Annotated in this window: 16 protein-coding genes and 4 pseudogenes; 5 read left to right on the top strand and 15 right to left on the bottom strand. The window is 64.9% G+C overall.

Annotation, left to right across the window (positions count from 1 at the left end):
* Window positions 1–77 precede the first annotated feature (77 nt).
* Complete coding sequence (locus G6N59_RS09905; protein WP_138232019.1) at window positions 78–509, top strand: MarR family winged helix-turn-helix transcriptional regulator; 432 nt, start codon at window positions 78–80, stop codon at window positions 507–509.
* Between the two features lie 52 nt (window positions 510–561).
* A complete protein-coding gene (locus G6N59_RS09900) occupies window positions 562–984 on the top strand; it encodes an organic hydroperoxide resistance protein (protein WP_138232018.1) in 423 nt (140 codons plus the stop codon).
* Between the two features lie 59 nt (window positions 985–1043).
* Here G6N59_RS09900 and G6N59_RS09895 read toward each other — a convergent pair whose 3' ends face one another.
* The 7 genes from G6N59_RS09895 to glnT all read right to left on the bottom strand — a co-directional run bounded on the left by G6N59_RS09895 (window position 1044) and on the right by glnT (window position 9167).
* A complete protein-coding gene (locus G6N59_RS09895) occupies window positions 1044–2120 on the bottom strand; it encodes a nucleoside hydrolase (RefSeq protein WP_138232017.1) in 1077 nt (358 codons plus the stop codon).
* Window positions 2121–2265: 145 nt separating this feature from the next.
* On the bottom strand, window positions 2266–3582 hold the full coding sequence (locus G6N59_RS09890) for an allantoate amidohydrolase (RefSeq protein ID WP_138232016.1): 1317 nt from the start codon (window positions 3580–3582) through the stop codon (window positions 2266–2268).
* 42 nt (window positions 3583–3624) lie between these two features.
* Window positions 3625–4803: an NAD(P)/FAD-dependent oxidoreductase gene (locus tag G6N59_RS09885; protein ID WP_138232015.1), complete on the bottom strand. Its 1179-nt coding sequence runs from the start codon at window positions 4801–4803 to the stop codon at window positions 3625–3627.
* Entirely contained in the window at window positions 4803–6158 is a 1356-nt protein-coding gene (locus tag G6N59_RS09880; RefSeq protein ID WP_138232014.1) for an FMN-binding glutamate synthase family protein, read from the bottom strand. Before G6N59_RS09880 ends, G6N59_RS09885 begins: the two co-directional genes overlap by 1 nt.
* Before the next feature lie 13 nt (window positions 6159–6171).
* On the bottom strand, window positions 6172–6852 hold the full coding sequence (locus G6N59_RS09875; protein ID WP_138232013.1) for a protein glxC: 681 nt from the start codon (window positions 6850–6852) through the stop codon (window positions 6172–6174).
* Window positions 6849–7760 (bottom strand): class II glutamine amidotransferase domain-containing protein, encoded by a 912-nt coding sequence (locus tag G6N59_RS09870; protein ID WP_138232012.1) that lies wholly within the window; start codon window positions 7758–7760, stop codon window positions 6849–6851. Before G6N59_RS09870 ends, G6N59_RS09875 begins: the two co-directional genes overlap by 4 nt.
* A 66-nt stretch (window positions 7761–7826) precedes the next feature.
* Window positions 7827–9167 (bottom strand): type III glutamate--ammonia ligase, encoded by a 1341-nt coding sequence (gene glnT / locus G6N59_RS09865; RefSeq protein WP_138232011.1) that lies wholly within the window; start codon window positions 9165–9167, stop codon window positions 7827–7829.
* A gap of 205 nt (window positions 9168–9372) precedes the next feature.
* Between glnT and G6N59_RS09860 the strand changes: the two genes are divergently transcribed.
* Window positions 9373–10617 carry an ammonium transporter gene (locus tag G6N59_RS09860; protein ID WP_138232010.1) on the top strand — a complete coding sequence of 415 codons (1245 nt, stop codon included), beginning with the start codon at window positions 9373–9375 and terminating at the stop codon, window positions 10615–10617.
* Between the two features lie 55 nt (window positions 10618–10672).
* Here G6N59_RS09860 and G6N59_RS09855 read toward each other — a convergent pair whose 3' ends face one another.
* Window positions 10673–12700 (bottom strand): SDR family oxidoreductase, encoded by a 2028-nt coding sequence (locus G6N59_RS09855; RefSeq protein ID WP_138232009.1) that lies wholly within the window; start codon window positions 12698–12700, stop codon window positions 10673–10675.
* Window positions 12701–12786: 86 nt separating this feature from the next.
* Between G6N59_RS09855 and G6N59_RS09850 the strand changes: the two are divergent.
* Together G6N59_RS09850 and G6N59_RS09845 are read left to right on the top strand one after the other, a co-directional pair.
* A pseudogene (locus G6N59_RS09850) lies at window positions 12787–13652 on the top strand (MaoC/PaaZ C-terminal domain-containing protein).
* A gap of 383 nt (window positions 13653–14035) precedes the next feature.
* Window positions 14036–14488: a DUF5994 family protein gene (locus G6N59_RS09845; protein WP_138232007.1), complete on the top strand. Its 453-nt coding sequence runs from the start codon at window positions 14036–14038 to the stop codon at window positions 14486–14488.
* Between the two features lie 41 nt (window positions 14489–14529).
* Here the strand turns inward: G6N59_RS09845 and G6N59_RS09840 are convergent, their stop codons facing one another.
* From G6N59_RS09840 to G6N59_RS09810, 7 genes and pseudogenes are all read right to left on the bottom strand, one after another.
* Window positions 14530–14733 carry a cold-shock protein gene (locus G6N59_RS09840; RefSeq protein WP_138232006.1) on the bottom strand — a complete coding sequence of 68 codons (204 nt, stop codon included), beginning with the start codon at window positions 14731–14733 and terminating at the stop codon, window positions 14530–14532.
* 78 nt (window positions 14734–14811) lie between these two features.
* Window positions 14812–15201, bottom strand: a pseudogene (locus G6N59_RS30890) (DUF5994 family protein).
* A 553-nt stretch (window positions 15202–15754) separates the two neighbouring features.
* Window positions 15755–16240, bottom strand: a complete 486-nt coding sequence (locus tag G6N59_RS09830; RefSeq protein WP_138232004.1) for an SRPBCC family protein — start codon at window positions 16238–16240, stop codon at window positions 15755–15757.
* Complete coding sequence (locus tag G6N59_RS09825) at window positions 16237–16935, bottom strand: DUF899 domain-containing protein (RefSeq protein WP_138232003.1); 699 nt, start codon at window positions 16933–16935, stop codon at window positions 16237–16239. The genes G6N59_RS09830 and G6N59_RS09825 overlap by 4 nt, the downstream gene beginning before the upstream one ends.
* A 55-nt stretch (window positions 16936–16990) precedes the next feature.
* A complete protein-coding gene (locus G6N59_RS09820; protein ID WP_235678742.1) occupies window positions 16991–18370 on the bottom strand; it encodes an FAD-dependent monooxygenase in 1380 nt (459 codons plus the stop codon).
* 793 nt (window positions 18371–19163) lie between these two features.
* Window positions 19164–20130: pseudogene (locus G6N59_RS31860) on the bottom strand (cytochrome P450).
* Between the two features lie 234 nt (window positions 20131–20364).
* Window positions 20365–21639 (bottom strand): annotated as a pseudogene (locus G6N59_RS09810) (ABC1 kinase family protein); the annotation flags it as partial.
* Window positions 21640–21677 lie beyond the last annotated feature (38 nt).

Here is a 21677-nt window from a genome sequence, read left to right as displayed (position 1 = left end):
ACCGTGACTTCGGGACCGCCGGAACAGTGGAGACATTTTAGTTGTGCACAATTGAATTGTTGGCTATAGTTCTCTGTGTGGACGCACTCACCTTGGACCGACAGCTCTGCTTCGCCTTGTACTCGGCGTCGCGGGCCATGACGGCCGCCTACCGGCCGATCCTGTCCGAGCTGAATCTCACCTACCCGCAGTATCTGGTGCTGCTGGTGTTGTGGGAAGAGGATCGGGTCACGGTCGGGCGGCTGGGTGAGCGGCTACAGCTGGATTCGGGGACTCTCTCACCGCTACTGAAACGGTTGGAAGCCAATGGATTCATCCGTCGTGAACGGTCGCAGCAGGATGAGCGTCAGGTTGAGGTAACCCTCACCTCCGCCGGCCGCAAGCTCGAAGCCAAGGCCCAGTGCATTCCCGAGAAGCTGGGCGCTCAGACCGGCATCACCGAGCGGGAAGCGGCGGACCTGCGCGACGCGATCCGCCGATTGACCGATGCGCTGACCGCATCGCACTGATTTACCGACGCATCCCGCGTCACCAGCACCAACCAACCACAAGGAGATCGACATGAAGGCGCTCTACACCGCAGAAGCCCTGGCCACCGGCGAAGGTCGCGACGGCCACGGCCGCACCTCGGACGGCAAGCTCGACCTCGACCTCGCCATCCCGAAGGAGATGGGCGGCAGCGGCAACGGCACCAACCCCGAGCAGCTGTTCGCCATCGGCTACGCCGCCTGCTACCACTCGGCACTGCGTCTGGTCGCTCGCGAGGTCAAGGCGGATGTCACTGATTCGTCTGTGGGAGCGCGGGTTTCGCTCGGGCAGCTGGACAACGGCGGTTTCGGTCTGGCGGTCGAGCTGGAGATCACCCTGCCCAACCTGGACCACGACGCCGCCCAGGAGCTTGCGGACAAGGCCCACCAGGTGTGCCCCTACTCCAACGCCACCCGCGGCAACATCGACGTCGCGATCACCGTCACCGACGACTGATCGCGGTATCGCCGACTGGCCACTTGCGAAGCACGTTGTCGCAGGTGGCTATTCGGCGTCTAGGGGAGCCCCGCGGCGAAGCGGCCGACGCGCTCGATGAACCGGTCGAAGAACGCCACCGGGTCCACCTCGACTCCGATATGGGCATTGGGATGACGTCCCCAATGCCCGCGCCAGTCGGCCACCGTCATACCGCGGGTCAGCGTGCCCAGCAGTTCCACGTCGACCGTTGCCTGCTGGTACCGGACGATGTCGGGGTCCAGGGCCACCGCCGCCGCGAGCGGGTCGTGCAGGTGCGCCAGGTAGCCCTCGCCCTGGTCGAAATGGAACTCGAAATAGAACCGCATGGCGTCTTCCAGGACCCGGATCAGTGCGTTGGACGACGTGGACCGCGTCCCGCGATCGTCCAACACGCTCATCGGCGATGACGGTCCGCCTGCTGCGGTCGCCAGCCGGCTCAGCAGTGACGGCGTCATCGCGATGTTCTCGGTCAGGTTGAGCCCCAGCACAATCGGCAGATGTGCCGGATCCTCCAAGCCCCACGCCGCGCCCCAGACCGAGAACACCTCCGCGGCGGCCTCCGGGTCGACACTGATGTTCCATTCGGACACCGGCGTGGTGTTGCCCCGGTAATCGAAGGCGCCGCCCATGATCACGAGCCGCCGCAGGAGCCGGGGGAGTGCCGGTTCCCGGCGCAGCGCCAGCGCGAAGTTGGTCAACGGACCGGTGACCAGGCCGATCAGCTCACCGGGGTACTCGCGTGCAGCCTGGATCCACGCCTCGGCGGCGTCGTACTCGGTGAGTACGCCGCCGGTTTCGGATTCTGGATTCGGTTCGGGCAGTTCGGCGTAACCCAACCCCCGCGGGCCGTGAGTATCCTCTGCGGTGCGCAACGGCGCGACCAGCGGGACGCTCGAGCCCCGGGACACCGGGATGGGCCCGACGCCGCACAGCTGCAGCAACCCGAGGTTGTTGACGCAGACCTGGTCGACCGGGACGTTGCCCGCGGTCGACGCGATGCCGACCAGTTCGGCGTCGGCGCTGGCCAGCAAGTAGGCCAGCGCCATCGCATCGTCGACGCCGGTGTCGACGTCAGCAAAAACCGGCTGGGCCGTAGCCACCTCGCTCCCGATCATGTCGCCAACCATATGGGGAGACGGGGCGGCGGGCATGTCGATCAGATCGCGCCGTCGGGAAATGCGATGACCGACACAAAAGAACAGGCAGCCGGATCAGCGGGCCTCGGGCTCGAGTTCCTCGACCTTGTCTTCCAGTCGACGGTTACGGGTGGTGCCCGCATTGCGAAGTAGCGTTTCGTCGTTCTCCACCTGTCAGCCATAACGCATCAATGTCCACTGTCAGCAGACGACGCGCGGCACCGTCCGGTGGTGGGGACTGGGACTCGATGAGGTGCTGCAGGCTATCGGCAAGGGCGACCGAACCGGCTTCGGCATCAGCGTTCTCGACAGCTTCGGCCGGGGCGTGGGAGACGCCGGTGGGGTTGCGCACGAACAACATCGCGGTGCTGGCGTAGTCCTTCAAAACGCCGGCGTCATGGCCGGCTCCGGTTCCCAGGATCGGGGCGTCATCGAGTACCGTGCTCAGACTGTTCCGAAGTTGTGGGTCGAAATCAACTGTGGGACTGAATGATTCCTCGGTCATGGTGACACTGCATCCTTCGCTGACGGCGGCAACGTTGGCCGCCTCCGCGATCTCGTGCACCAGGAACTTGGTTACCGCATCATCGGGGTGACGCGCATCCAGCCAGAGGTCCACGCGAGAGGCAATGACATTGGTCCCGCCGGGAACCGGGGTGACCCGGCCGACCGTGGCGCGGGCGCCGCTGATGGCGCGTGCCAGCGTTTGTACGGCCGTGATCAACCTGGCGGCGGCGACCATGGGGTCCGCGCGGTCGTCCATGAGTGTGGTGCCGGCGTGGTTGCCTTCGCCGGCAAAGGACAGCCGCCATCGGCCGTGACCGAGGATCGATGAGGCGACGGCCACCGGCCTGCGCAGATCAGTCAGCCCGCGGCCCTGTTCGACGTGGAGTTCGACGAACGTCCCGATCCTCCCGAGCGATTCTGGGTCAGCCCCCAGATGCGCCGGATCGATTCCGGCGCAACGACTTGCCTCGGCGAAGGTGGTGCCGCTGCTGTCGGTGAGTGCTCGGGCCCGGTCCGGATCGATCGTTCCGGTCAGCAGCCGCGAACCCAGGCACGCGACCCCGAAGCGCGAGCCTTCCTCCTCGGGGAATACGGCGATGGCCCGCCGCCCGCCGACGCCGCGGGCGGTCAGCAGGTCGAAAGCGACCAGCGCCGACGCGACCCCGAGTGGCCCGTCGTACGCGCCGCCTCCGGGTACCGAATCCAGGTGGCTGCCGGTGACGACGGCGCCGTCGCCGACTTCGCCCGACCAGGCCCAGATGATCCCGTTGCGGTCTGTCTCGACATCGAGGCCGCGCTTTGTCGCCTGCGCGACGAACCACGACCGCAGATCGAGCTCAGCCGTCGAATAGACCGGTCGCGTGTAGCCGCCGCGCTGGTTGTCGACGCCGGTGGCGGCGATCTCGGCTAGCAGGGAGGTGACGGTATCGGGCATGAAAGTTCCTTCTTGGCAATGAGATTTTGTAGTGCGAGGTGGTCAGCGCATCTCGCCCGCACCGACATACGGATGCAGACTGTTCAGCGGGGTACCTTCGGCGAACCGTTCCAACCGGAAGTCGGTGGCCGGGATGTCGGGGTCGGTACTGTCGCCTTCGAACACCAGGTCCGCGACCAGCTCTCCGACCGCGGGGCTGATCTTGAATCCATGGCCCGCGAAGCCGGCCGCCAGGATCAATCCGTCGACCCCGCCGATCGGGGCGATCACCGGATTCCAGTCCGGCGGAACGTCATACACACCCGCATAGGTATGGGTGACCGCCGGCTCGGGGAACCCAGGGAACCGGTGCATCACCTTCTCGCCGTAAGCCAAGACCGATGCCTCGGTGGCGACGTTCGAGTAGCTGTCCGGGTCGACGAACTTCTTCTGGAAGTCCGCATGATCGCTGTTTCCGACCAGGAACTGGCCAGAGCCTTCGACGCGGCAGTACTGCAGGCTGATGAGATCAGAGATCACCGGTAGGTCGGGTAGCGGTGTGCCGGCGTCCACAATCAGCAGCTCCGATCGATAGGCCTCGATAGGAAAGTCGATTCCCATGTCGGCCAACAACTTTGCCGACCACCAGCCGTTGGCCACGATCACCAGGTCGGCGGTTATGAGGTCACCGTTCTCCAGCATGACGCCGGTGACCTTGTCGCCGGCTGTCACGACGCGGGCGACCGGCATGTTCTGCCCGATCCTGGCGCCCGCCGCCCGGGCCACCTGCCCGAAGTGCAGGGCCAGTTGGGTGGCGTCGGCAAATCCGCCGCGCGGTTCGTACGAGGCGAGTGCCACATCGGAGGTCTCGAGCATCGGCCACAGTTTCTGCAAGGTGTCGGTGTCGATCAGTTCGACCTCGACACCGAGCGACTGGTGCATCGCCGTGTTCGCGCTCAAGGCGTCGACGTTCTCGTCGCCCACGAGAACGGTATAGCCCACTTGCCGGAACCCGACGGCATCTCCCAGCTGTTCGATCACCGGCAAGCTGCGCCAGGCCATGGCGGCGATCGATGGCACGCCGTAGTGGGCGCGGACGATGCCCGACGACTTCCCGGTGCCGCCGCTGGCCAGCTGATGACGTTCCAGCACAACGACATCCGAGAGTCCTCGCCGGGTCAGGGAGTTCGCGATCGACAGCCCGATCAGGCCGCCGCCGATGATCACTGCTTTTGCTGCCATCAGAACGCGCCTGCCGCGGAGTGGCCCGGAATCCATGACGTGCCGGCCAGTGGCACCCGTGCCATGGCGGCGGCTTCGATGGACACCGCGACCAAGTCTTCGGGCTCCAAGTGGGTGACATGTGCCTTGCCGCACGCGCGCGCGATGGTCTGCGCCTCCATGGTCAGCACCCGCAAGTAGTTGGCGAGCCGGCGCCCGCCGTCGACCGGGTCCAGCGCCTGCTCCAACACCGGGTCTTGGGTGGTGATGCCGGCTGGGTCGAGACCATCCTGGAAGTCGTCGAAAAATCCTGCCGCTGAGCCGAGTTGGGCATACGCGGCTTCGTGCTTGGGGTGGTTGTCGCCGAGGGCGATCAGTGCCGCGGTGCCGATGGCCACCGCGTCGGCCCCGAGGGCCAAGGCTTTCGCCACGTCCGCGCCGGTCCGAATACCGCCGGACACGATCAGTTGCACGCCGTCGGGCTTGCGGTGTACTCCGAGTTCCTGCAATGCCTGCACCGCCTGCGGTACCGCGGCCAAGGTAGGGATGCCGACATGTTCGATGAAGACCTCCTGGGTGGCAGCAGTACCGCCCTGCATCCCGTCGACCACCACCACGTCGGCGCCGGCGTGTACCGCGAGTTTCACGTCGTAATACGTGCGCGATGCGCCGACCTTGACGTAGATCGGCTTCTCCCAGTCGGTGACCTCACGAAGTTCATTGATTTTGATGGTGAGATCGTCAGGACCCGTCCAGTCGGGATGCCGTGATGCTGACCGTTGGTCGATACCTTGCGGCAGGTCGCGCATACCGGCGACCCGCTCGGATACCTTTTGCCCCAGCAACATTCCACCGCCACCGGGCTTGGCGCCTTGACCCAGCACCACCTCGATGGCGTCGGCGCGGCGTAGGTCGTCCGGATTCATCCCATACCGGTTCGGCAGGTATTGATAGACCAGATGTTTGGAATGCCCGCGTTCCTCGGGAGTCATGCCGCCGTCGCCCGTCGTCGTGGAAGTGCCTGCCTCCGAGGCGCCGCGGCCGAGCGCCTCTTTGGCGCGTCCGGACAACGCTCCGAAGGACATGCCGGCGATGGTGACCGGGATGTCCAGGTGCAGTGGGTATTTGGCATTTCGTGCGCCCAGAACCACGTCGGTGCCGCACTTTTCCCGATAACCCTCCAGGGGGTAGCGCGACATCGATGCGCCGAGGAAGAGCAGGTCGTCAAAATTCGGGAGAGCGCGCTTGGCGCCCCAGCCGCGGATGTCGTAGATGCCGGTTTCCGCCGCCCGGTGGATGGCGGCGATGGTCGTACGGTCGAAGGTCGCGGACTCGCGTAGCCCGCGGTGGGTGCGGTCGTCTGCCGAGAAGGTCATGAGCTTGCCTCAATCAGTAAGAGTTGTGGGCTTGGAAGTGATAGAGGGTGCGCGCCGAGCCGTACCGCCGGTAGGTGGCCGGGTCGTCGTCGTAGCCGGCGGCCTTGAGCAGACCCGCGAGCTCCTCGAGGTGTTCGTCGGCCATCGGCTTCTCGATACAATCCGCGCCAAGGGATTTCACCTCTCCTCGGACATACAGCCGCGCCTCGTAGATCGAATCGCCGAGGGCGTCGCCGGCGTCGCCGCGCACAACGATGCGGCCCTTCTGTGCCATGAACGCGCTCATGTGGCCGACCGAGCCACCAACGACGACGTCCAGCCCTTTCAACGAGATGCCGCAGCGTGCGGCGGCGTTGCCGTCGATCACCAGCAGTCCACCGCGCCCGGTAGCGCCCGCCGATTGTGATGCGTCGCCCGTGACGTGGACGAAACCACTCATCATGTTCTCTGCCAGGCCCTGCCCGGCGTTGCCGTTGACGGTGATCTCGGCTTTCTGGTTCATGCCGGCGGCGTAGTAACCGACGTGGCCTTGGACCGTGATCTCGACCGGTGAGTTGACCCCGACGGCCACGTTGTGGGCGCCCTGCGGGTTGGTGATGACGTACTGGCCGTCGATGCCCTCAGCGTGCAGTGCCGCATTGACGTCACGTAGCGGTGTGGTTGACAGGTCGAATGTTGTTGGTGTGTCGGTCATGCCGGTACCGCCTCTCGGCTCCAGGCGTAGACCACTTCGGGTTCGGGCTCCCATATCCGGGCGTCCGCGATTCCGGGCAGATGCGCGAGGGCACGGAACTCCGATGCCATGGCAACCCAGTCGGTGGTCTCCGCGATCACCGCGGGCTTGCACGCGATGGCGTCACGCACGATCGCGAAGCTGTCTTTGTTGGAGACCAGCAGGGTGTAGAAGCCGTCGAATGTCGTGGTCAGATCGGTCAGCGCGCCTTCGACATCAGATCCCGCGGCCAGCTTGTGAGCCACGAAGCGGGCGCCGACCTCGGTGTCGTTCTCGGAGTCGAATTCGACGCCGGCCGCCCGCAGCTCGCGCCTGATGCCGGCATGGTTGGCGAACGAACCGTTGTGAACCAGACACTGATCCGGGCCCACCGCATACGGGTGTGCGCCGCTGGGGGTGACTGCCGACTCGGTGGCCATGCGGGTATGGCCGACCCCTTGCCAGCCGTGTGCGTCCGCCAGCCCCCAGCTGACCGCCAGCGACGTGGGCGTGCCGACACCTTTCAACACGGCCACGTCCTCACCGAATCCGCCGACGAGAGCATGTGGGTAAACCTCCTTGGCGGCTGCAAGCAGCGCCTCGGGCGTGGTGTCTGCTGACACGAGGCAGGTCACATCGCGGGCAATGACGGTGATTTCGGTTTCCAGGCGAGCGCCGATCGCCTTCGCAACCTGTTCAGGCGACGCGCCGACGTCGATCAGGGAGATGGTGCTCTGCCCGGTTGGTGACCACTGCGGATTGCCATATACAGCGATCCCGGCCGAGTCGGCGCCGCGCGCCTCCATGGCGGTCAGCATGCCGGTCAACAGTGCACCCAGCCTGGGATACAGCTCGGGGTTGCGCAGGTGCAACCCTACGATTCCGCACATGGTTGTACTGTTCCTTTCTCGTCGCGGCCGGATATGGTTGGCCGACAGAGGATTTGTTGCGGTTTCTCAGAAAGCGGTGAGGTAGCGCTCGTGTTCCCAGGCGCCGACCGCTGAGTGCCAGTCCCAGAATTCGGTCTTCTTCAGACGGGCGAAATATGCAGCGACACTGGGGGTGTCGGAGCCTGGTGGGATGGCCGCGTCCAGTGCGCCCGTCATCACCTGGTCGGTCTCCAACCGTTCGATCGCGTGCAACAGGGTGGCGGGGAGTCGTTCCTGCCTTGGTCCCGTGCCCAGGGCGCCGGGGTCGGCGGCCCGCTTGACGCCGTCCAGCCCGGCGGCGAGTGCAACCGCCGCGGCCAGGTAGGGGTTGGCCGAGCCGTCGCCCCCGCGCAGTTCGATTCGGCTGTTGTCGGGGACCCGGACATAGTGCGTGCGGTCGTTGCCGCCGTAGGTGGGAAAACGGGGCGCCCAGGATGCGCCCGACGCCGTCGAGATAGCGCCGGTTCGCTTGTAGGAGTTGACCGTTGGTGCGATCACGGCCTGCATCGCGCAGGCGTGATCGAGGATGCCCGCAATGAACGAATACGCGGTTGCGGACATCGCGAGGCCGCGGTTGTCCTCCGGGGGCTCGGTGGGGAACACCGGAGCACCTCCGCTGGTGAGCGAGATGTGCATGTGCAGACCGGAGCCGGTCTTGTCTGCGAACGGTTTTGGCATGAAGGTCGCGATCATGCCCCGTTCGGCGGCCATCACATTGAGCAGGTAACGCAGCGTGATGACGCGGTCGCAGGTCGTCAGCGCCTCGGCGTAATTGAAGTTCTGCTCGAACTGGCCGGACCCGTCTTCGTGGTCGTTGGCGTAATTGCCCCAGCCGAGCCCATTGATGGCGGTGCTGATCGACGCGAGATGGTCGTACATCCGGGTGACACTGCGGGCGTCGTAACACGGCTGGGCTGCGGTGTCCTGGTCGTCCGCGGGTACCAGTGCACCGCCGGCGTCGCGTTTGAGCAGGAAGTACTCGACCTCGGCTCCGATCCAGGGCTCGAATCCGGCATCGGCCGCCTGCTGGATCATCGCCTTGAGAATGTTGCGGGGGGCGAATGGCCACGGTGCGCCGTTGACGTGCGGGTCGCAATGCACAAGGGCCAGGCCTTCTTTGACAAACGGAATCGGGGTGAAGGACGCCGGATCGGGAATTGCGATCAGATCGGGATCTCTTGGCTCCTGGCCGATCGCGCCGACCGCATAGCCGGCGAATCCGACACCATTGGTGGCCAGTTCGTCGACCGCTTCGACCGGTACCAGCTTGGCGCACGGCTTGCCGTTGAGATCGACGAAGAGCGCCAGGATGAACTTGGTCCCCGATTGTTCGGCCAGCGCCGCAAGTGATTTGGGTTTCGTCGTCATGCCAACTCCCGACTACTGATGAGAATCAATGTTTCTTAAAAGTAGACACAGTTGCCATGGGTATTGCAACAGTGGCGACGTAACTTCGGCGTTACGGGGTCGTTCACAAGTTTGTTACGTGCAACGTAGCGTCTACGCAAAGAAAACGATGTCTACTGTGCAGAGACGGGCATGTCATGTGCTCACGAACCTGCGAGGAGGCGAAATGGACACCGGAACAACAGCATTCATGCTCTGTTGCATCATTGGGCTCACCATCATGATCCCAGGGCTGGCATTGTTTTACGGCGGCATGGTCAGTGTGAAGAGCTCGACCAACATGATGATGATGACGTACGGCGCCGTGGCCGTCGTCGGTGTGTTGTGGGTGTTGTTTGGCTTCTCGATGACATTCGGCACCTCGTACGGCGGATTCGTCGGGAGCTTCACCGAGTTCGCGGGGATGAAGGACCTCTTGGATCCGATGACCACCATCAACGGGCTGCCGGTCAGTTTGTTTGCGCTTTTCCAGGCGCTCTTCGCGGCGCTCACCGTAGCGATCGTCTCGGGTGCTGCGGCGGACCGGATGAAGTTTGCGGCGTGGATGACGTTCGCGACGGCATGGGCGGTTCTGGTCTATTTCCCGGTCGCCCATTGGGTTTTCGCGGCCGACGGTGTGGTGACCAGTACGGCCAAGGGCGGCTGGATCGCCAATAAGTTGCATGCGATCGACTTCGCCGGTGGCACCGCCGTCCACATCAACGCGGGCGCGGCGGCGCTGGCGGTGGCGCTGGTGCTCGGCAAGTCGGCGACCTGGACGTCGCGTAGACCCCACAATGTGCCGCTGACCTTGCTCGGGGCCGGGCTGCTGTGGGCGGGTTGGTATGCCTTCAACGGTGGATCGGCGCTGTCCGCCGGTAAGCCGGCCGCGATCGTCATGGTCACGTCATTCGTCGCGACGTGTGCGGCCACGCTGGGCTGGCTTCTGGTGGAGAAGTTCAAGGACGGTCACGTGACCGGCATTGGCGCGGCCTCCGGCGCGATCACCGGTCTGGTTGCCATCACTCCGGCCTGTGGTGCGGTGACCCCGATCGGCGCCATCTTCGTCGGGTTCATTCCGGCGGTGATCTGCCCGTTCGCGATCGGCCTCAAGCACAAGTTCGGCTACGACGACTCGACTGACGTCGTCGGCGTGCACCTCGTGGGCGGCATCGTCGGTACGCTGCTGATCGGATTCTTCGCCAGCTCGGGAATGCCCAACGGCGTCAACGGACTCCTGTACGGCGGTGGCGCGGACCTGCTGCTCAAGCAGGCCGTCGCGGCGGGAGCCGTCTTGGTCTATTCCTTCACGGTCGCCCTCGTGATCGCACTCGCGATCAAGAAGATGATGGGCATGCGCATCTCCGCCGAAGCGGAGGAGGAAGGCATCGACTCGACCCTGCACCGGGATCCGGCGTACGAATTGATCTGACCTCGATACCGCGACACCTGGTCCGTGCGGTGGCACGGACCAGGTGTCGTCGTTTCTACCAGTGCACTCCGGGGATCAGGCGCACGGCGGTCTTGACCGGCCGCGGCACCCGGACCCTGCTGACCGAGATGGGCCGTTTGGGCCGTCGCGGGTTGCGTGGGCGGTCGGCCGGCGGCGGAGTTTCGGTGACGCCGCGGGCTGCTGCCGAATCGGGGTAGCCCAGGTACAGCTGGTGCAGTATTCGGCGAGACAGCTTGGGGGTGAAGTAATTTCCGAGATCGCCCAGCGTTCCCATGGGTGTGTCGATCCGCGCCGGCTTCTCGACCAAGCCGCGCACCACCATCGCCGCGGCATGCTCCGCGGTGATGGGCGGCACGGGGTTCAGTCGCTTGGACGGAGCGATCATCGGGGTCTCGACCAACGGCATATGGATGTTGGTGAACGTGATGTGGTCCGAAAGGGTCTCGGTACCAACAACTTCAGAGAAGGCGTCCAGTGCCGCCTTGCTCGGCAGGTAGGCACTGTACTTCGGGCTGTTGGCCTGGACCCCGGCGCTCGACACGTTGACCACGTGACCGAAGCGGCGTTCTCGCCAGTGCGGTAGCAGCGCCAGCGTCATCCGGACCGCGCCGAAGTAGTTGACTGCCATCACGCGCTCGTAGTCGTGGAAGCGGTCGGTCGAGTTGACCACCGAACGACGGATCGAGCGGCCGGCGTTGTTCACCAGATAGTCGACGTGATCGAACTGGCCCAGAATGTCCTTGACGGTGTGCTCCACCGATCCGCCGTCGGCCACATCGCACGTGAAGGCGTAGGCCTCGCCGCCGAATTGGCGAATCTCGTCGACGAGTTCATCGAGCGCGTCGGCGCTACGAGCCAACGCGAACACCCGGCCGCCGCGCTCGGCAACGGCGATGGCCGAGGCCCGTCCGATACCGCTGGACGCACCTGTGATGATCACGTTGCGACCCACGAGCGGTCCGCGCGGGTCGTCCCGCCGGGCCCGGTCGGGGTCCAGGTGTTCGGCCCAGTAGCGCCACAGTTTCGGTGCGTACGAGGCGAATTCGGGTAGGACGATGCCGCTGCCCTGCAGTGCCGCGACGGTGGTGTCCGACGCGAAGGACGGTGCCAGGTCGACGACGTCGAGGACCTCGCCGGGGATGCCCAGCTGGGTTGCCGCCATGTTGCGCAGCACCCTGGCCCGGCCGGTGGCCTTGAGCACCGGGGCCGCGGTGGCTTTCGGCAGCGTGCCGCGCAGCGGCGGCAGGCCGGCCTCGCGTGCGACGCCACGGTAGATGTCCTTGAGTCCAATGGGATTCGGTGACGTCAGGTGGAACGTCTGACCGTCGCGACCGTCGGCGTGCATGAGATGGACGAGGGCGTCAACCACATAGTCCACCGGCACGATGTTGGTGCGGCCGGTGTCGGGCACCATCATCGGCGTGAACTTGGGCAGCGCCGCCAGTCGCGACAGCACCCCGAAGAAGTAGTACGGCCCGTCGACCTTGTCCATCTCGCCGGTCCGGGAGTCGCCGACCACGACGGCCGGCCGGTAGATCCGGTGACGCAGGCCGGGGGTGGCGCGCACCAGTTGCTCTGCTTCGAACTTGGTCTGGTGGTACGGCGTCGGCAGCTCCTGCGAGACGTCGAAGTCGTCCTCGGTGAAAATCCCGCGGTAGTTGCCGGCCACCGCGATCGATGAGACGTGATGCAGCGTGGCGCCGAGACTGCGGGTCAACTCGATGACGGCGCGGGTGCCCTCGACATTGGCGGCTTGCTGCGTAGCGGCGTCGACGGTCATGTCATAGATCGCGGCGCAGTGCACCACGTGATCGACCGGACCCAGATCGGCCAGATCGGTCAAGCCCAGATCTGCGGAGGTGAGATCGCCGACCAGCGGCTTCGCCCGGTCACCCCATTCCGACGCCAGTTCTTCGAACCGGGCCAACGAGCCCCGACGAACCAGAACGAACACTTCGGCGGTGCCGAAATTGGGCCGGGTGGCTTCGTCGTGCAGAGCCAAAATCCGGCTGACGACGCGGCGGCCAATAAACCCGGTACCGCCGGTAACGACATATCGCATGCGAGTCATCGTGAACCTGTCGCGGGCCGACGTCAATAGCGCGTAGGGTCCGAATTTGTCACACCGACTTGAGGGAGAACCGCCGAATGCCGATCAACCCCAATGCCATCGGAGCCAAGACCGCACCGCAGCCCTTCGAATGGACCGAACGCGACACCCTGCTCTATGCACTCGGAGTCGGTTGCGGCACCAAGGATTTGGCGTTCACCACCGAGAACAGTCATGGCATCGACCAGCAGGTGCTGCCCACCTACGCGGTCATCGCCTGCCCGGCGTGGGGCGCCGTCGGTGAGGTGGGAAGTTTCAACTTCGGCAAGCTGCTCCACGGCAGTCAGCAGATTCGGCTGCACGCGCCGCTGCCGCCGGCGGGCCGGTTCAACGTCAGCTCCGAGGTGGTCGACATCCAGGACAAGGGAGAGGGCAAGAACGCCATCCTGACGTTCAAGGGCACTGCCACCGACGACAGCGGAAACGTGATCGCCGAATCCTGGTCGACGGCGGTGATCCGCGGTGAGGGCGGTTTCGGCGGACAGCCAGGGGAGCGCGCGGCCGCACCGGAGATCCCGGATCGCCCCGCCGACGCGGTCGTCGCACTTCCCACCACCGAGGACCAGCCGCTGATCTACCGGCTCTCCGGCGACCGAAACCCGCTGCACAGCGACCCGTGGTTCGCACAGACGCTCGCGGGTTTCCCGAAGCCGATCCTGCACGGGCTGTGCACCTACGGCGTCGCCGGGCGCGTGCTGGTCGCCGAACTCGGTGGCGGCGACGCCGCCAAGATCAAGGCCGTCGGTGCGCGCTTCACCTCACCGGTGTTTCCCGGCGAGACGCTGACGACCTCCGTGTGGCGCACCGAGCCGGGCACGCGGTGTTCCGGACCGAAGCCGCCGGTTCCGATGGCAGCAACGCGCGGTTGGTGCTCGAAGACGGGACTGCGGAGTACGGCGACTGACGCCTCCGCTCTCATCAGTCGGCGAGTTTCTTACTTGCCGACTGATGGGGGCGGATCAGGATCGGGCCCACTGCGGAAAATGTTTTTGCCGCAATCAACGCATTCCCATCGGCGCCCGCCGGACGCGGCGGGTCTCGGGTTGGTGCTGGAGAGTGGATACATGCCGGTGCTGCCGCATCGGGGGCATTTCGGCGCCATCACCCGAGTCTACGGCGACTCCGGGGTATGTGTCGGAGCCGCGTGTATGGGCGCGGCGTAGCGTTGGTGATGGGAGTCGTGTGATTACCGATCGCCATGCTGGCGGTGAGGTAGTCGCGGCATCGACGTAAGGATTCATCAATGAGATGTCGCGCCAATCTACTTCCGCGTTGTGCGGTGACCTGATGGCGTATCTCACGCAGAGACGTCGGCCGGAGAAGCCGATTCGACTATGTCTGGCTTACGATCTTGGCCGTCGGATCGATGGCGCGTGGTGGCCGTACACCGCGGCCCTGGCCGACGAATTGGCCGGCATGATCGGGGTCCTGGAAAGTCGCTTGGGGAAAGTTGTTGATGTCGGCCTCAATTGGTCGCCACTACACAATCCCCCGAATCTCAACTGGCGGGACTGGCGCACCAAGCCGCAACACATCATCGCCGTTGGCGGGTCCGAGGCGAGCGCGAATCTGCTTATCGTGCCGAGTACAACCAACAGCGCATTGGCCAACATGGTGTTGCGGCGCGCGGCTGGCCTACCGGTTGAGCCACGTCGCGGCGAAGACACGATGCTGCAGACCGCGGAGGAAATATTGACCGCCGCGCGGCGGCAGCGGATTTTGGAAAAACCCTTGGATTGATAGGGGATAACTCCGTATCAATCCAAGGGTTCAGTGCTGTCTCAGAGAGCGGTGACGCCCACGGCTTGCGGGCCCTTGGTTCCCGCGGTGACCTCGAACTTCACGCGCTGGTTTTCCTCCAGCGAGCGGAAGCCGCCGGCCTGGATCTCGGAATGGTGAACGAAAACGTCCGGCGCGCCACCGTCAGGGGCGATAAAGCCGAAGCCTTTTTCGTTGTTGAACCACTTCACGGTTCCTTCGGTCATGCGATTACTACTTTCTTTTCCTGATGAATGCGATCTTTGCATCCAAATCTATTGGGCCACAGGACAAATCCTGGAGCCTTAGTCGGCGTGCTGAGCCGTCGTCAAGATGTCCAACACCGTTGAACGGTTGTTGGGCAGCGCGGCGCTCATGAGCGCCGAATGGGCTCTGCCGCATCCGTGTTGGCGGGTACCGTCAGCAGCACGATGTTGTCGCGGTCGAGGCCGACGATTTCGATCGTGTTCCGCGGCTGGCGTCGGTATCCGTCGAGGTGCACCCGTCGTCCGCCGGTGGCGAGTTTCGTCGGAGCTTGCGACCATTCGTCGACTTTGTACAGCACGCGGTCGATCCGCCCGAGGCGGACGGACAGCACAGCCAAGAGGTCGGGCAGTTCGTTGCTGAGGTTGCTGGTGTGGGGCCACCATGCGCCATCAACGAATCCGCTGTGGGGCCTTGGGCTTCAAACGCAATCTCGGCGTCTGTTTGGGCGGCGTTCGGCCAGGCTTGTGCGATGTTCGTGCGGCGTCATTGCGACGCTCCTGCCTTGACCGCGAATCGGTCAAACGGTGCACGATCGAGTTTCGTCGGGATGGTCGACCGATTCGAGGTCGGAACCGATCCGGCTGACCGGAACATCCGCGATTGCATGACATTCCGCGTTGCTGAGGATCAGCTTGAAACGAACAGCGCATTGGCGCGGTCTCGATGAGCGGCCTCTGTTTGGCCGATGTCACCGCGAATCCGTCGGCGATGCGGCGATGCGCGCTGCATTGCGGATCGTCGATGTCGGCCTGACGGAGCGCAGCGTCATCGGGTGTCGAAATCGGTGGCTCTGCTCGATCGACCGTCATCGAGCGACGGACGACGGAACTCGCATTGCCATGGGGCATCCACCATGCTGCAGATGATTCGTGCAAGTCGAATCGGCGACGGCATGGTGAGCAACCATGCGACGAAGTACCGCCGATAGCATACGCGGGATAGGCTCAGGTTCAAATCGTGCGTGGGCACGTGAGCTTCTGGCTAGCCCGTCACCGCCCGGTCGAGGGCAGCCAGCGACTCCTCGATGAACCCGATCGGAAACGGCGGCATTCCGCCGATCTGATCGCGGAAGGCCTGCGGCGTATCGGTCCAGTCGTAGGTCAGGATCACGTCGGTGCCGTCGCTGTTCGGGGCCAGGTCGTAGCGCCACCACCAACCGCCGGGGGTGTGCTCACCCGACTCATTCAGGCTGCCGGTGGACCAGGCGATGGTCTTGTCCTGCTCGAACGCGGTCACCAGGTTGTGCGTGACGTAGTCGCCGCCGGCCAGGTCGAGGTACATGTTCATGGCGAATACCTGTCCGGCACCGGTGATCGGAGCGGAGTCGATGGCGTCGCGGACCCAGTCGCCGGGCTCGGTCTCCTTGTGCCGTGCGGGGTTGGCCAGCACCGCAAACACCGCGGCGGGCGGCGCCGCGATGGTGCGGGTGGCGACGAAGCGTTCCTGGGTCGTCGAGTTGCTGGTCATCGGTTCTGTCCGTTCGATCCGTATGCGTGGGCTATCTCCTGCGAACCGGCCCACTTGGAGTACGTCGGCGACTGGGGCCAGCCCTCGGGCGAATCCTGCCACTGCTCCTGGCGGCCGTAGGGCAGAACGTCGATCAGCGCGAAACTGTGGCCCAGCTGTTCGCAGCCGCGGCCAGTGGTGTGCCAGGTGCGGTACACCGTATCGCCGTGCCGCAGAAACACATTGACGGCAAATCCCTCGCCGGGCGCGGCGTCGACGTCGGACCCGAAGCTGCTCTCGGACGACGAGTACCAGTCCATCGTGTTGCCGACCTTGTCCTTGTAGGCCAGCGCTTCCTCGATGGGTCCGTTGGTGACGATGACGAACCGTGCGTCGTAGTTGTCCAGGAAGCCGAGCCGGGTGAACTGCGACGTGAAACCCGTGCAGCCCGGACACTGCCACTCGGCGCCGTCGGTCCACATGTGGTTGTAGACGATCAATTGCGACCGCCCGTCGAAGATATCGGCCAGGCGGATCGGACCGTCAGCGCCGATCAGCGTGTAGTCGGGCAGCTCGACCATCGGCAGCCTGCGGCGCTGTGCCGCGATGGCGTCGAGTTCACGCGTCACGGCTTTCTCTCGCTTGCGCAAGTCGTCGAGGGCAGTGCGCCAGGTGTCTTGGTCGACTACCGGTGGCAGGGCGGTCTGCTCGGTCATGGTGCCTCCTGGAGATTGCAGCTTTCGATGGATAGACCTGGGCGGGGCCGAATACTCATCGTGGATCGCCGAACCAATACGCGAGTGCTTCCCGCAGTCCTGAATCGGAGTCGCCGGCCCACGCGATGTGCGCGTCCGGACGGATCAGCAGGGCTTGGGGATGATCGAGGCCACGGTGATCTCGGGTGTCGACCCGGTCGGCCCACGGTGCCGCGACGTCACACAGCTCCGGTGGCCCGACGAAGACGGGGCGTGCCGCACGCAAGGCGGTCACGACGTCGTCGGGCAGGCCCGCCGCGAAGGTTCCCGCCAGGGCGTGCGACTGCGCGCCTGGCATCGGGTACCGGACGTCGGAGGCGGCGATCATCGCGCCGACCCTCGCAAGCGCCGGTGCATCGGAGACCAATTCGCTGAACACTTTTCGCAGTGCCTCGTCGGCGGGGTCGTGCCCGCGGCGCAACGACACCTGGGCCTGGGAATGCAGCAGGAGTCGCTCGCCGGCGAGGTGGCGTTCGCAGTGGTACGTATCGAGCAGCCCCGGCGGTGCCCAGCCTCCGAGGACGGCGGCCAGCTTCCAGGCGAGATTCACCCCGTCGAGCATCCCGGCCGAGACCGCCACGCCGCCGGTCGGAATCTGATGGGCGGCGTCGCCGGCCAGCAGTACTCGGTCCGCTACGTAGCGCTCGGTGTGCCGGGCCGCATAGGTGAACCGGGTCAGCCGCCTTGGCTCGCCGAGCGGGAAGTCGACACCGAGCACGCGGCGGACACTGTCACGAAATTCGTCCAACGTCATCGGGTCGTCATCGTCGTAGTCGTGATCGGGGGCCTCGCTGGTGTACATCCCCAGGTGCCCGGGTTCGGACGACGCGATGGCGAATACGCCGCCCTCGGTCTGGCTGTAGCCCCAGGCCAAACGGCCGTAGCCGGGAACGTCGAAGTCGCCGTCGTCGCGGACGGTGATCTCGGGCGGCATGGTGACCGTGGCCATGCGGTGAATCTCGGGATAGACGATGCCCGGGAAACCGATGCCGGCCAGTTCCCGGACCCGGCTGCGCACCCCGTCGCAGCCCACGACGTACTGCGCGCGGATGCGGTACGGACCGTCAGGTCCGTGGACGTCGAGGTGGACGGTTGCATCGTCCTGCTCGAGGCCGACCACTTCGTGACCGCGCCGGACCTCGACGCCGAGGTCTTGTGCGTAGCTTTGCAGCAGCGCCTCCAGCTGCGGCTGGGGGAGTCGCTGCACTTGCATCGGCGACTCGTCGAGCTTGGTCAGGTCGACGTGGATGCCACCGAACGGAAGTTTGGCGGTGACGGGTGCGCCTGCCGCGTCGTCGAGTAGGTCGCCGAGGTCCCGGTAGCGCAACAGGTTCAGGATCTGCCCGCCGATGCCGCCGGCCTTGGCGACCTCACGGATGCCGGTGAGTCGTTCCAACACAAGCGGTTTGACCCCGGTCAGCAGAGTTCGGTGGCGAGTGTCAGGCCGGTCGGCCCCGCACGATGATCACGTCGGTATCTGTCATGCGTCCCCTCAAGACGGTCTGAGCCACAAGTTGCGTTGCAGCCCAGCGATTCTGGAGCATGAGGGGGGTCTTGCCACAAGCCCCCGGGTCGGCTATATGTTGAAGTGGGGGTGCGAGCCGTTATAGGTTGCATTTCTCCGTGGCGGATTGCGTTCCGAGATGGCGAAAGTTGGCGGAGCCGCCAACTAGAATGCAATTCTGAGGTGATCTACCTCGCGTGAATCCTGGGTTCCATTGGGCCGCGATGTCCGGTTCAACAACAGGTGCTGCCGTGGGGGTGACTCTCAAACCGCGGTGCCGATTGAAGCCACCGTCGAACTCTTCTTCGACATGTTCTACGACGCCGTCCTCTACATCACCGATGCGGCCAACCCCACCACGGCGACCGACGACGCCGAGACGGTCATCCTCTGTGCCGTGGGAAGGACTCAAACGGCCCAGCGCAGGGATGATTCGTGTACCCGCTATAGTGCGCGACATCCTCACAGCCGGTACATCTCGCGCTGCATAGCTGCATCTCTGAAAAGACACTCGTGCTGGCCGTGGAAGTATGGTTGCGCAGCCCGTTTCGAGTCGGGCCGACCCGACTCGGTGCCAGTGGCGAGTTGCTCTCGCTGCCGTGCGATCCGCTCGCGCCATCGAAGCAACCTCAGGTCGAACCGTGATCTGAGGCGAGCCAAGCCGCCGTCGATTGCGACCATCGTCTCAGCGGTCGAATCGGATCGGCAACGTTAACGGTCCCCGGATGGCAGGGGTGTCGCGCCAGGTGGGAACACCGGCCAGCGCAGGCCGGCGAGCCAAGATACGGCCCAGTGCCACACTGGTTTCCAGCCTGGCCAACGGGGCGCCGATGCAGTAGTGCGCGCCGTGCCCGAAAGTCAGCGGTGCGGATCCCGATCTGCCGGGAATGAACTGCTCCGGATCGACATACACGCCGGGGTCGCGATTGGCAGCCGCGACGCAAACCAGAACCGTGTCACCACACCGGATATCGATACCCGCGATCTTCTGGTCAGCGGTGGCCGTACGAGCGGCTGCTTGCACGGGACCGTCTAGACGCAGCAGCTCGGTGATCACCGCGGGTCGTCGGGGCGATCCGGTCGGCCAGGCGCGTGCCGTCGCTGTCGGTGGCAAGTAGCCGGATGAGACTGGCGCCGAGCAGGTTTGCGGTGGTTTCATGTCCGGCGACCGCAATAAGGATCGCGGTAATGACGACTTCGTCGAGGCTGAGTTCGGGGTCGGCGGCCAGGTAACTCAGCAGATCATCGCCCGGGTGTGTGCGCCGGTCGGCGGCCGCCGGCAGCATTTGGGTGAGCAACGCTGCGGCTGCTGCGATTCCTTGTTCGAGTTCGTCCCGGTGCGCGAAGCCCCCGAGGACGCGGATGATGTTGGGCGAGTACTCGCGTAGTGCCGTGCACTGGTCGGTGTCCAGTCCCAGCCAGGCACCGATGACGACGATCGGCAGGCGGAGTGCGATCTGCGTCATCGCGTCGAAGGTCTGGTCAGCCGGAATTGTGGAAATGGTGTCGTGGCAGACGGATTCGACACCGCCAGCGAGGCGGTTGATGAATGTGCGGCCGAACACGTCCCGGACCGCGCCGCGCAACCGATCGTGGGCGGCCCCATCGGTGAACAGCATGCTGGCTTCGACGAAGGCAGTGTTGAACAGCATGGGAGCCTCGGCGGCGGCCGTGGTCGCGCGGGGATCGCTGGTCCAGTGCGCGCCGGTGAGCACGTCGCGGGCGGCGTGATAGCCCAGAATCAGCAGGCTCCGGCGGTGTCGAGACGACGTCGCCGTCGCGGCGGCGTCGTAGAACGGGTACGGGTCGGCGGCGTCCCAGGGCAACTCACGTCAGGAGTGGTCATGGGCAATCCGCGCAGTCCGCGTCGCGTACCCAGACGTGGTGCCCAGTTCAGTGGTGGGTTCGGCGACACCGTCAAGGTCGTCGATGATGGAACGCGCACTGTTGCCCTAAACTTGCGGCGATGTGGTTGCAGGCTAAAATCGAAATCGCGCGCGTGGTGTCTTGGTCGCCAAACATGGAACACTTTGCGCAACCATGTCCGGACTGTAGGTCACCGGTTGCGGCCGGAACTGATCGGGATACCAATTGCCGAAAACTGTTGTCGCTCAATGTTGATTCAGGTATCGATCGATCATCAGGACCCGGCAGTCGTCGTAGCGCGCCTCGATTCCAGCGCGCAACAACGCCACGTACAGCCATCGCTGTCGCTCGTCGGCGACTTGCACACAACCGAAGTCGATGAACCCGACCGTGCCATCGGGATGGAACCGGAAATTGCCGGGATGCGGGTCGACCTGGGCCAGATTGGCATGTCGGCCACTACTGTTGACGAACCGGAAGACCACCTCTGCCCAGGTGTTTTTCAGATCCTGATCGGCGAGCCTAGCCGTGGCCAAGTCCATGCCATCGAGGTAGGTCATGGTCAACACCCGGTCGCCCGACGCCTCCCGGATCACCTCGGGGACCCGGATGAACGGGTGGCCGCGATAAAGGTCAGCAAACCTCGTGATCATTGACGCCTCGTGCCGATAGTCGACTTCCTCGGTGATGCGCTCCGAGATTTCGGCGACCGCTCCGCGGAGATCGACCATCACCATGCCTGACGCTGCCATCACGAACCTCATGAACGTGGTGAGCAATTCGGCGTTAGCAAGATCGTCCCGTATTGCCTGTGCCACACCGGGGTACTGGATTTTCACGGCCACCTCACGACCGTCGCGCAGGACGGCTCGATGGACCTGTCCCACCGAAGCGGCGGCAATCGGCTCGCCCTCGAACTCGGCGAAAAGATCGGCTCCTGAACCGAGTTCGTCATGGAGAACCGCGCGTACCAAGGCGGCGGGCATAGGTGGCGCGTCGGCCTGCAGTACAGCCAGCGCCTTCTGATATGGAGCGAATCCGCCGTCGCCAATGGCGTCGGCATCAACCATCGACAGAATTTGACCGGCCTTCATCAGCGCGCCTTTAGAGGCGCCGAGCAGCTCGGTGTAGCGTTCGGCGGTCCGTTCGTGGAACCGGTCGACTGCTCCGTCGTTGCCGGCACGTTCACGCAATCCCGCGATGAGGCGTCCGCCGGCGGCGCGGGCGGTGAACCCGGCCAGGGGCATCGTGCGGCGGACCCGGCCCCGCGGGACCGCGTTGTCTGACGGGGTCATGCGGTCTCCATCCCTGCCTGTGTCGCAATGGTTCGCGG

The organism is Mycolicibacterium aubagnense, assembly GCF_010730955.1.
GTDB lineage: Bacteria > Actinomycetota > Actinomycetes > Mycobacteriales > Mycobacteriaceae > Mycobacterium > Mycobacterium aubagnense.
The sequence above is the reverse complement of the archived record's forward strand: the minus strand, read 5'-3'. Positions and strand labels throughout refer to the sequence as shown.

Coding starts and splice junctions, on each gene's coding strand:
- G6N59_RS09900 (WP_138232018.1), top strand. CDS start 562: ATGAAGGCGCTCTACACCGCAGAAGCCCTGGCCACCGGCGAAGGTCGC.
- G6N59_RS09895 (WP_138232017.1), bottom strand. CDS start 2,120: ATGATCGGGAGCGAGGTGGCTACGGCCCAGCCGGTTTTTGCTGACGTC.
- G6N59_RS09890 (WP_138232016.1), bottom strand. CDS start 3,582: ATGCCCGATACCGTCACCTCCCTGCTAGCCGAGATCGCCGCCACCGGC.
- G6N59_RS09885 (WP_138232015.1), bottom strand. CDS start 4,803: ATGGCAGCAAAAGCAGTGATCATCGGCGGCGGCCTGATCGGGCTGTCG.
- G6N59_RS09880 (WP_138232014.1), bottom strand. CDS start 6,158: ATGACCTTCTCGGCAGACGACCGCACCCACCGCGGGCTACGCGAGTCC.
- G6N59_RS09875 (WP_138232013.1), bottom strand. CDS start 6,852: ATGACCGACACACCAACAACATTCGACCTGTCAACCACACCGCTACGT.
- G6N59_RS09870 (WP_138232012.1), bottom strand. CDS start 7,760: ATGTGCGGAATCGTAGGGTTGCACCTGCGCAACCCCGAGCTGTATCCC.
- glnT (WP_138232011.1), bottom strand. CDS start 9,167: ATGACGACGAAACCCAAATCACTTGCGGCGCTGGCCGAACAATCGGGG.
- G6N59_RS09860 (WP_138232010.1), top strand. CDS start 9,373: ATGGACACCGGAACAACAGCATTCATGCTCTGTTGCATCATTGGGCTC.
- G6N59_RS09855 (WP_138232009.1), bottom strand. CDS start 12,700: ATGCGATATGTCGTTACCGGCGGTACCGGGTTTATTGGCCGCCGCGTC.
- G6N59_RS09845 (WP_138232007.1), top strand. CDS start 14,036: ATGGCGTATCTCACGCAGAGACGTCGGCCGGAGAAGCCGATTCGACTA.
- G6N59_RS09840 (WP_138232006.1), bottom strand. CDS start 14,733: ATGACCGAAGGAACCGTGAAGTGGTTCAACAACGAAAAAGGCTTCGGC.
- G6N59_RS09830 (WP_138232004.1), bottom strand. CDS start 16,240: ATGACCAGCAACTCGACGACCCAGGAACGCTTCGTCGCCACCCGCACC.
- G6N59_RS09825 (WP_138232003.1), bottom strand. CDS start 16,935: ATGACCGAGCAGACCGCCCTGCCACCGGTAGTCGACCAAGACACCTGG.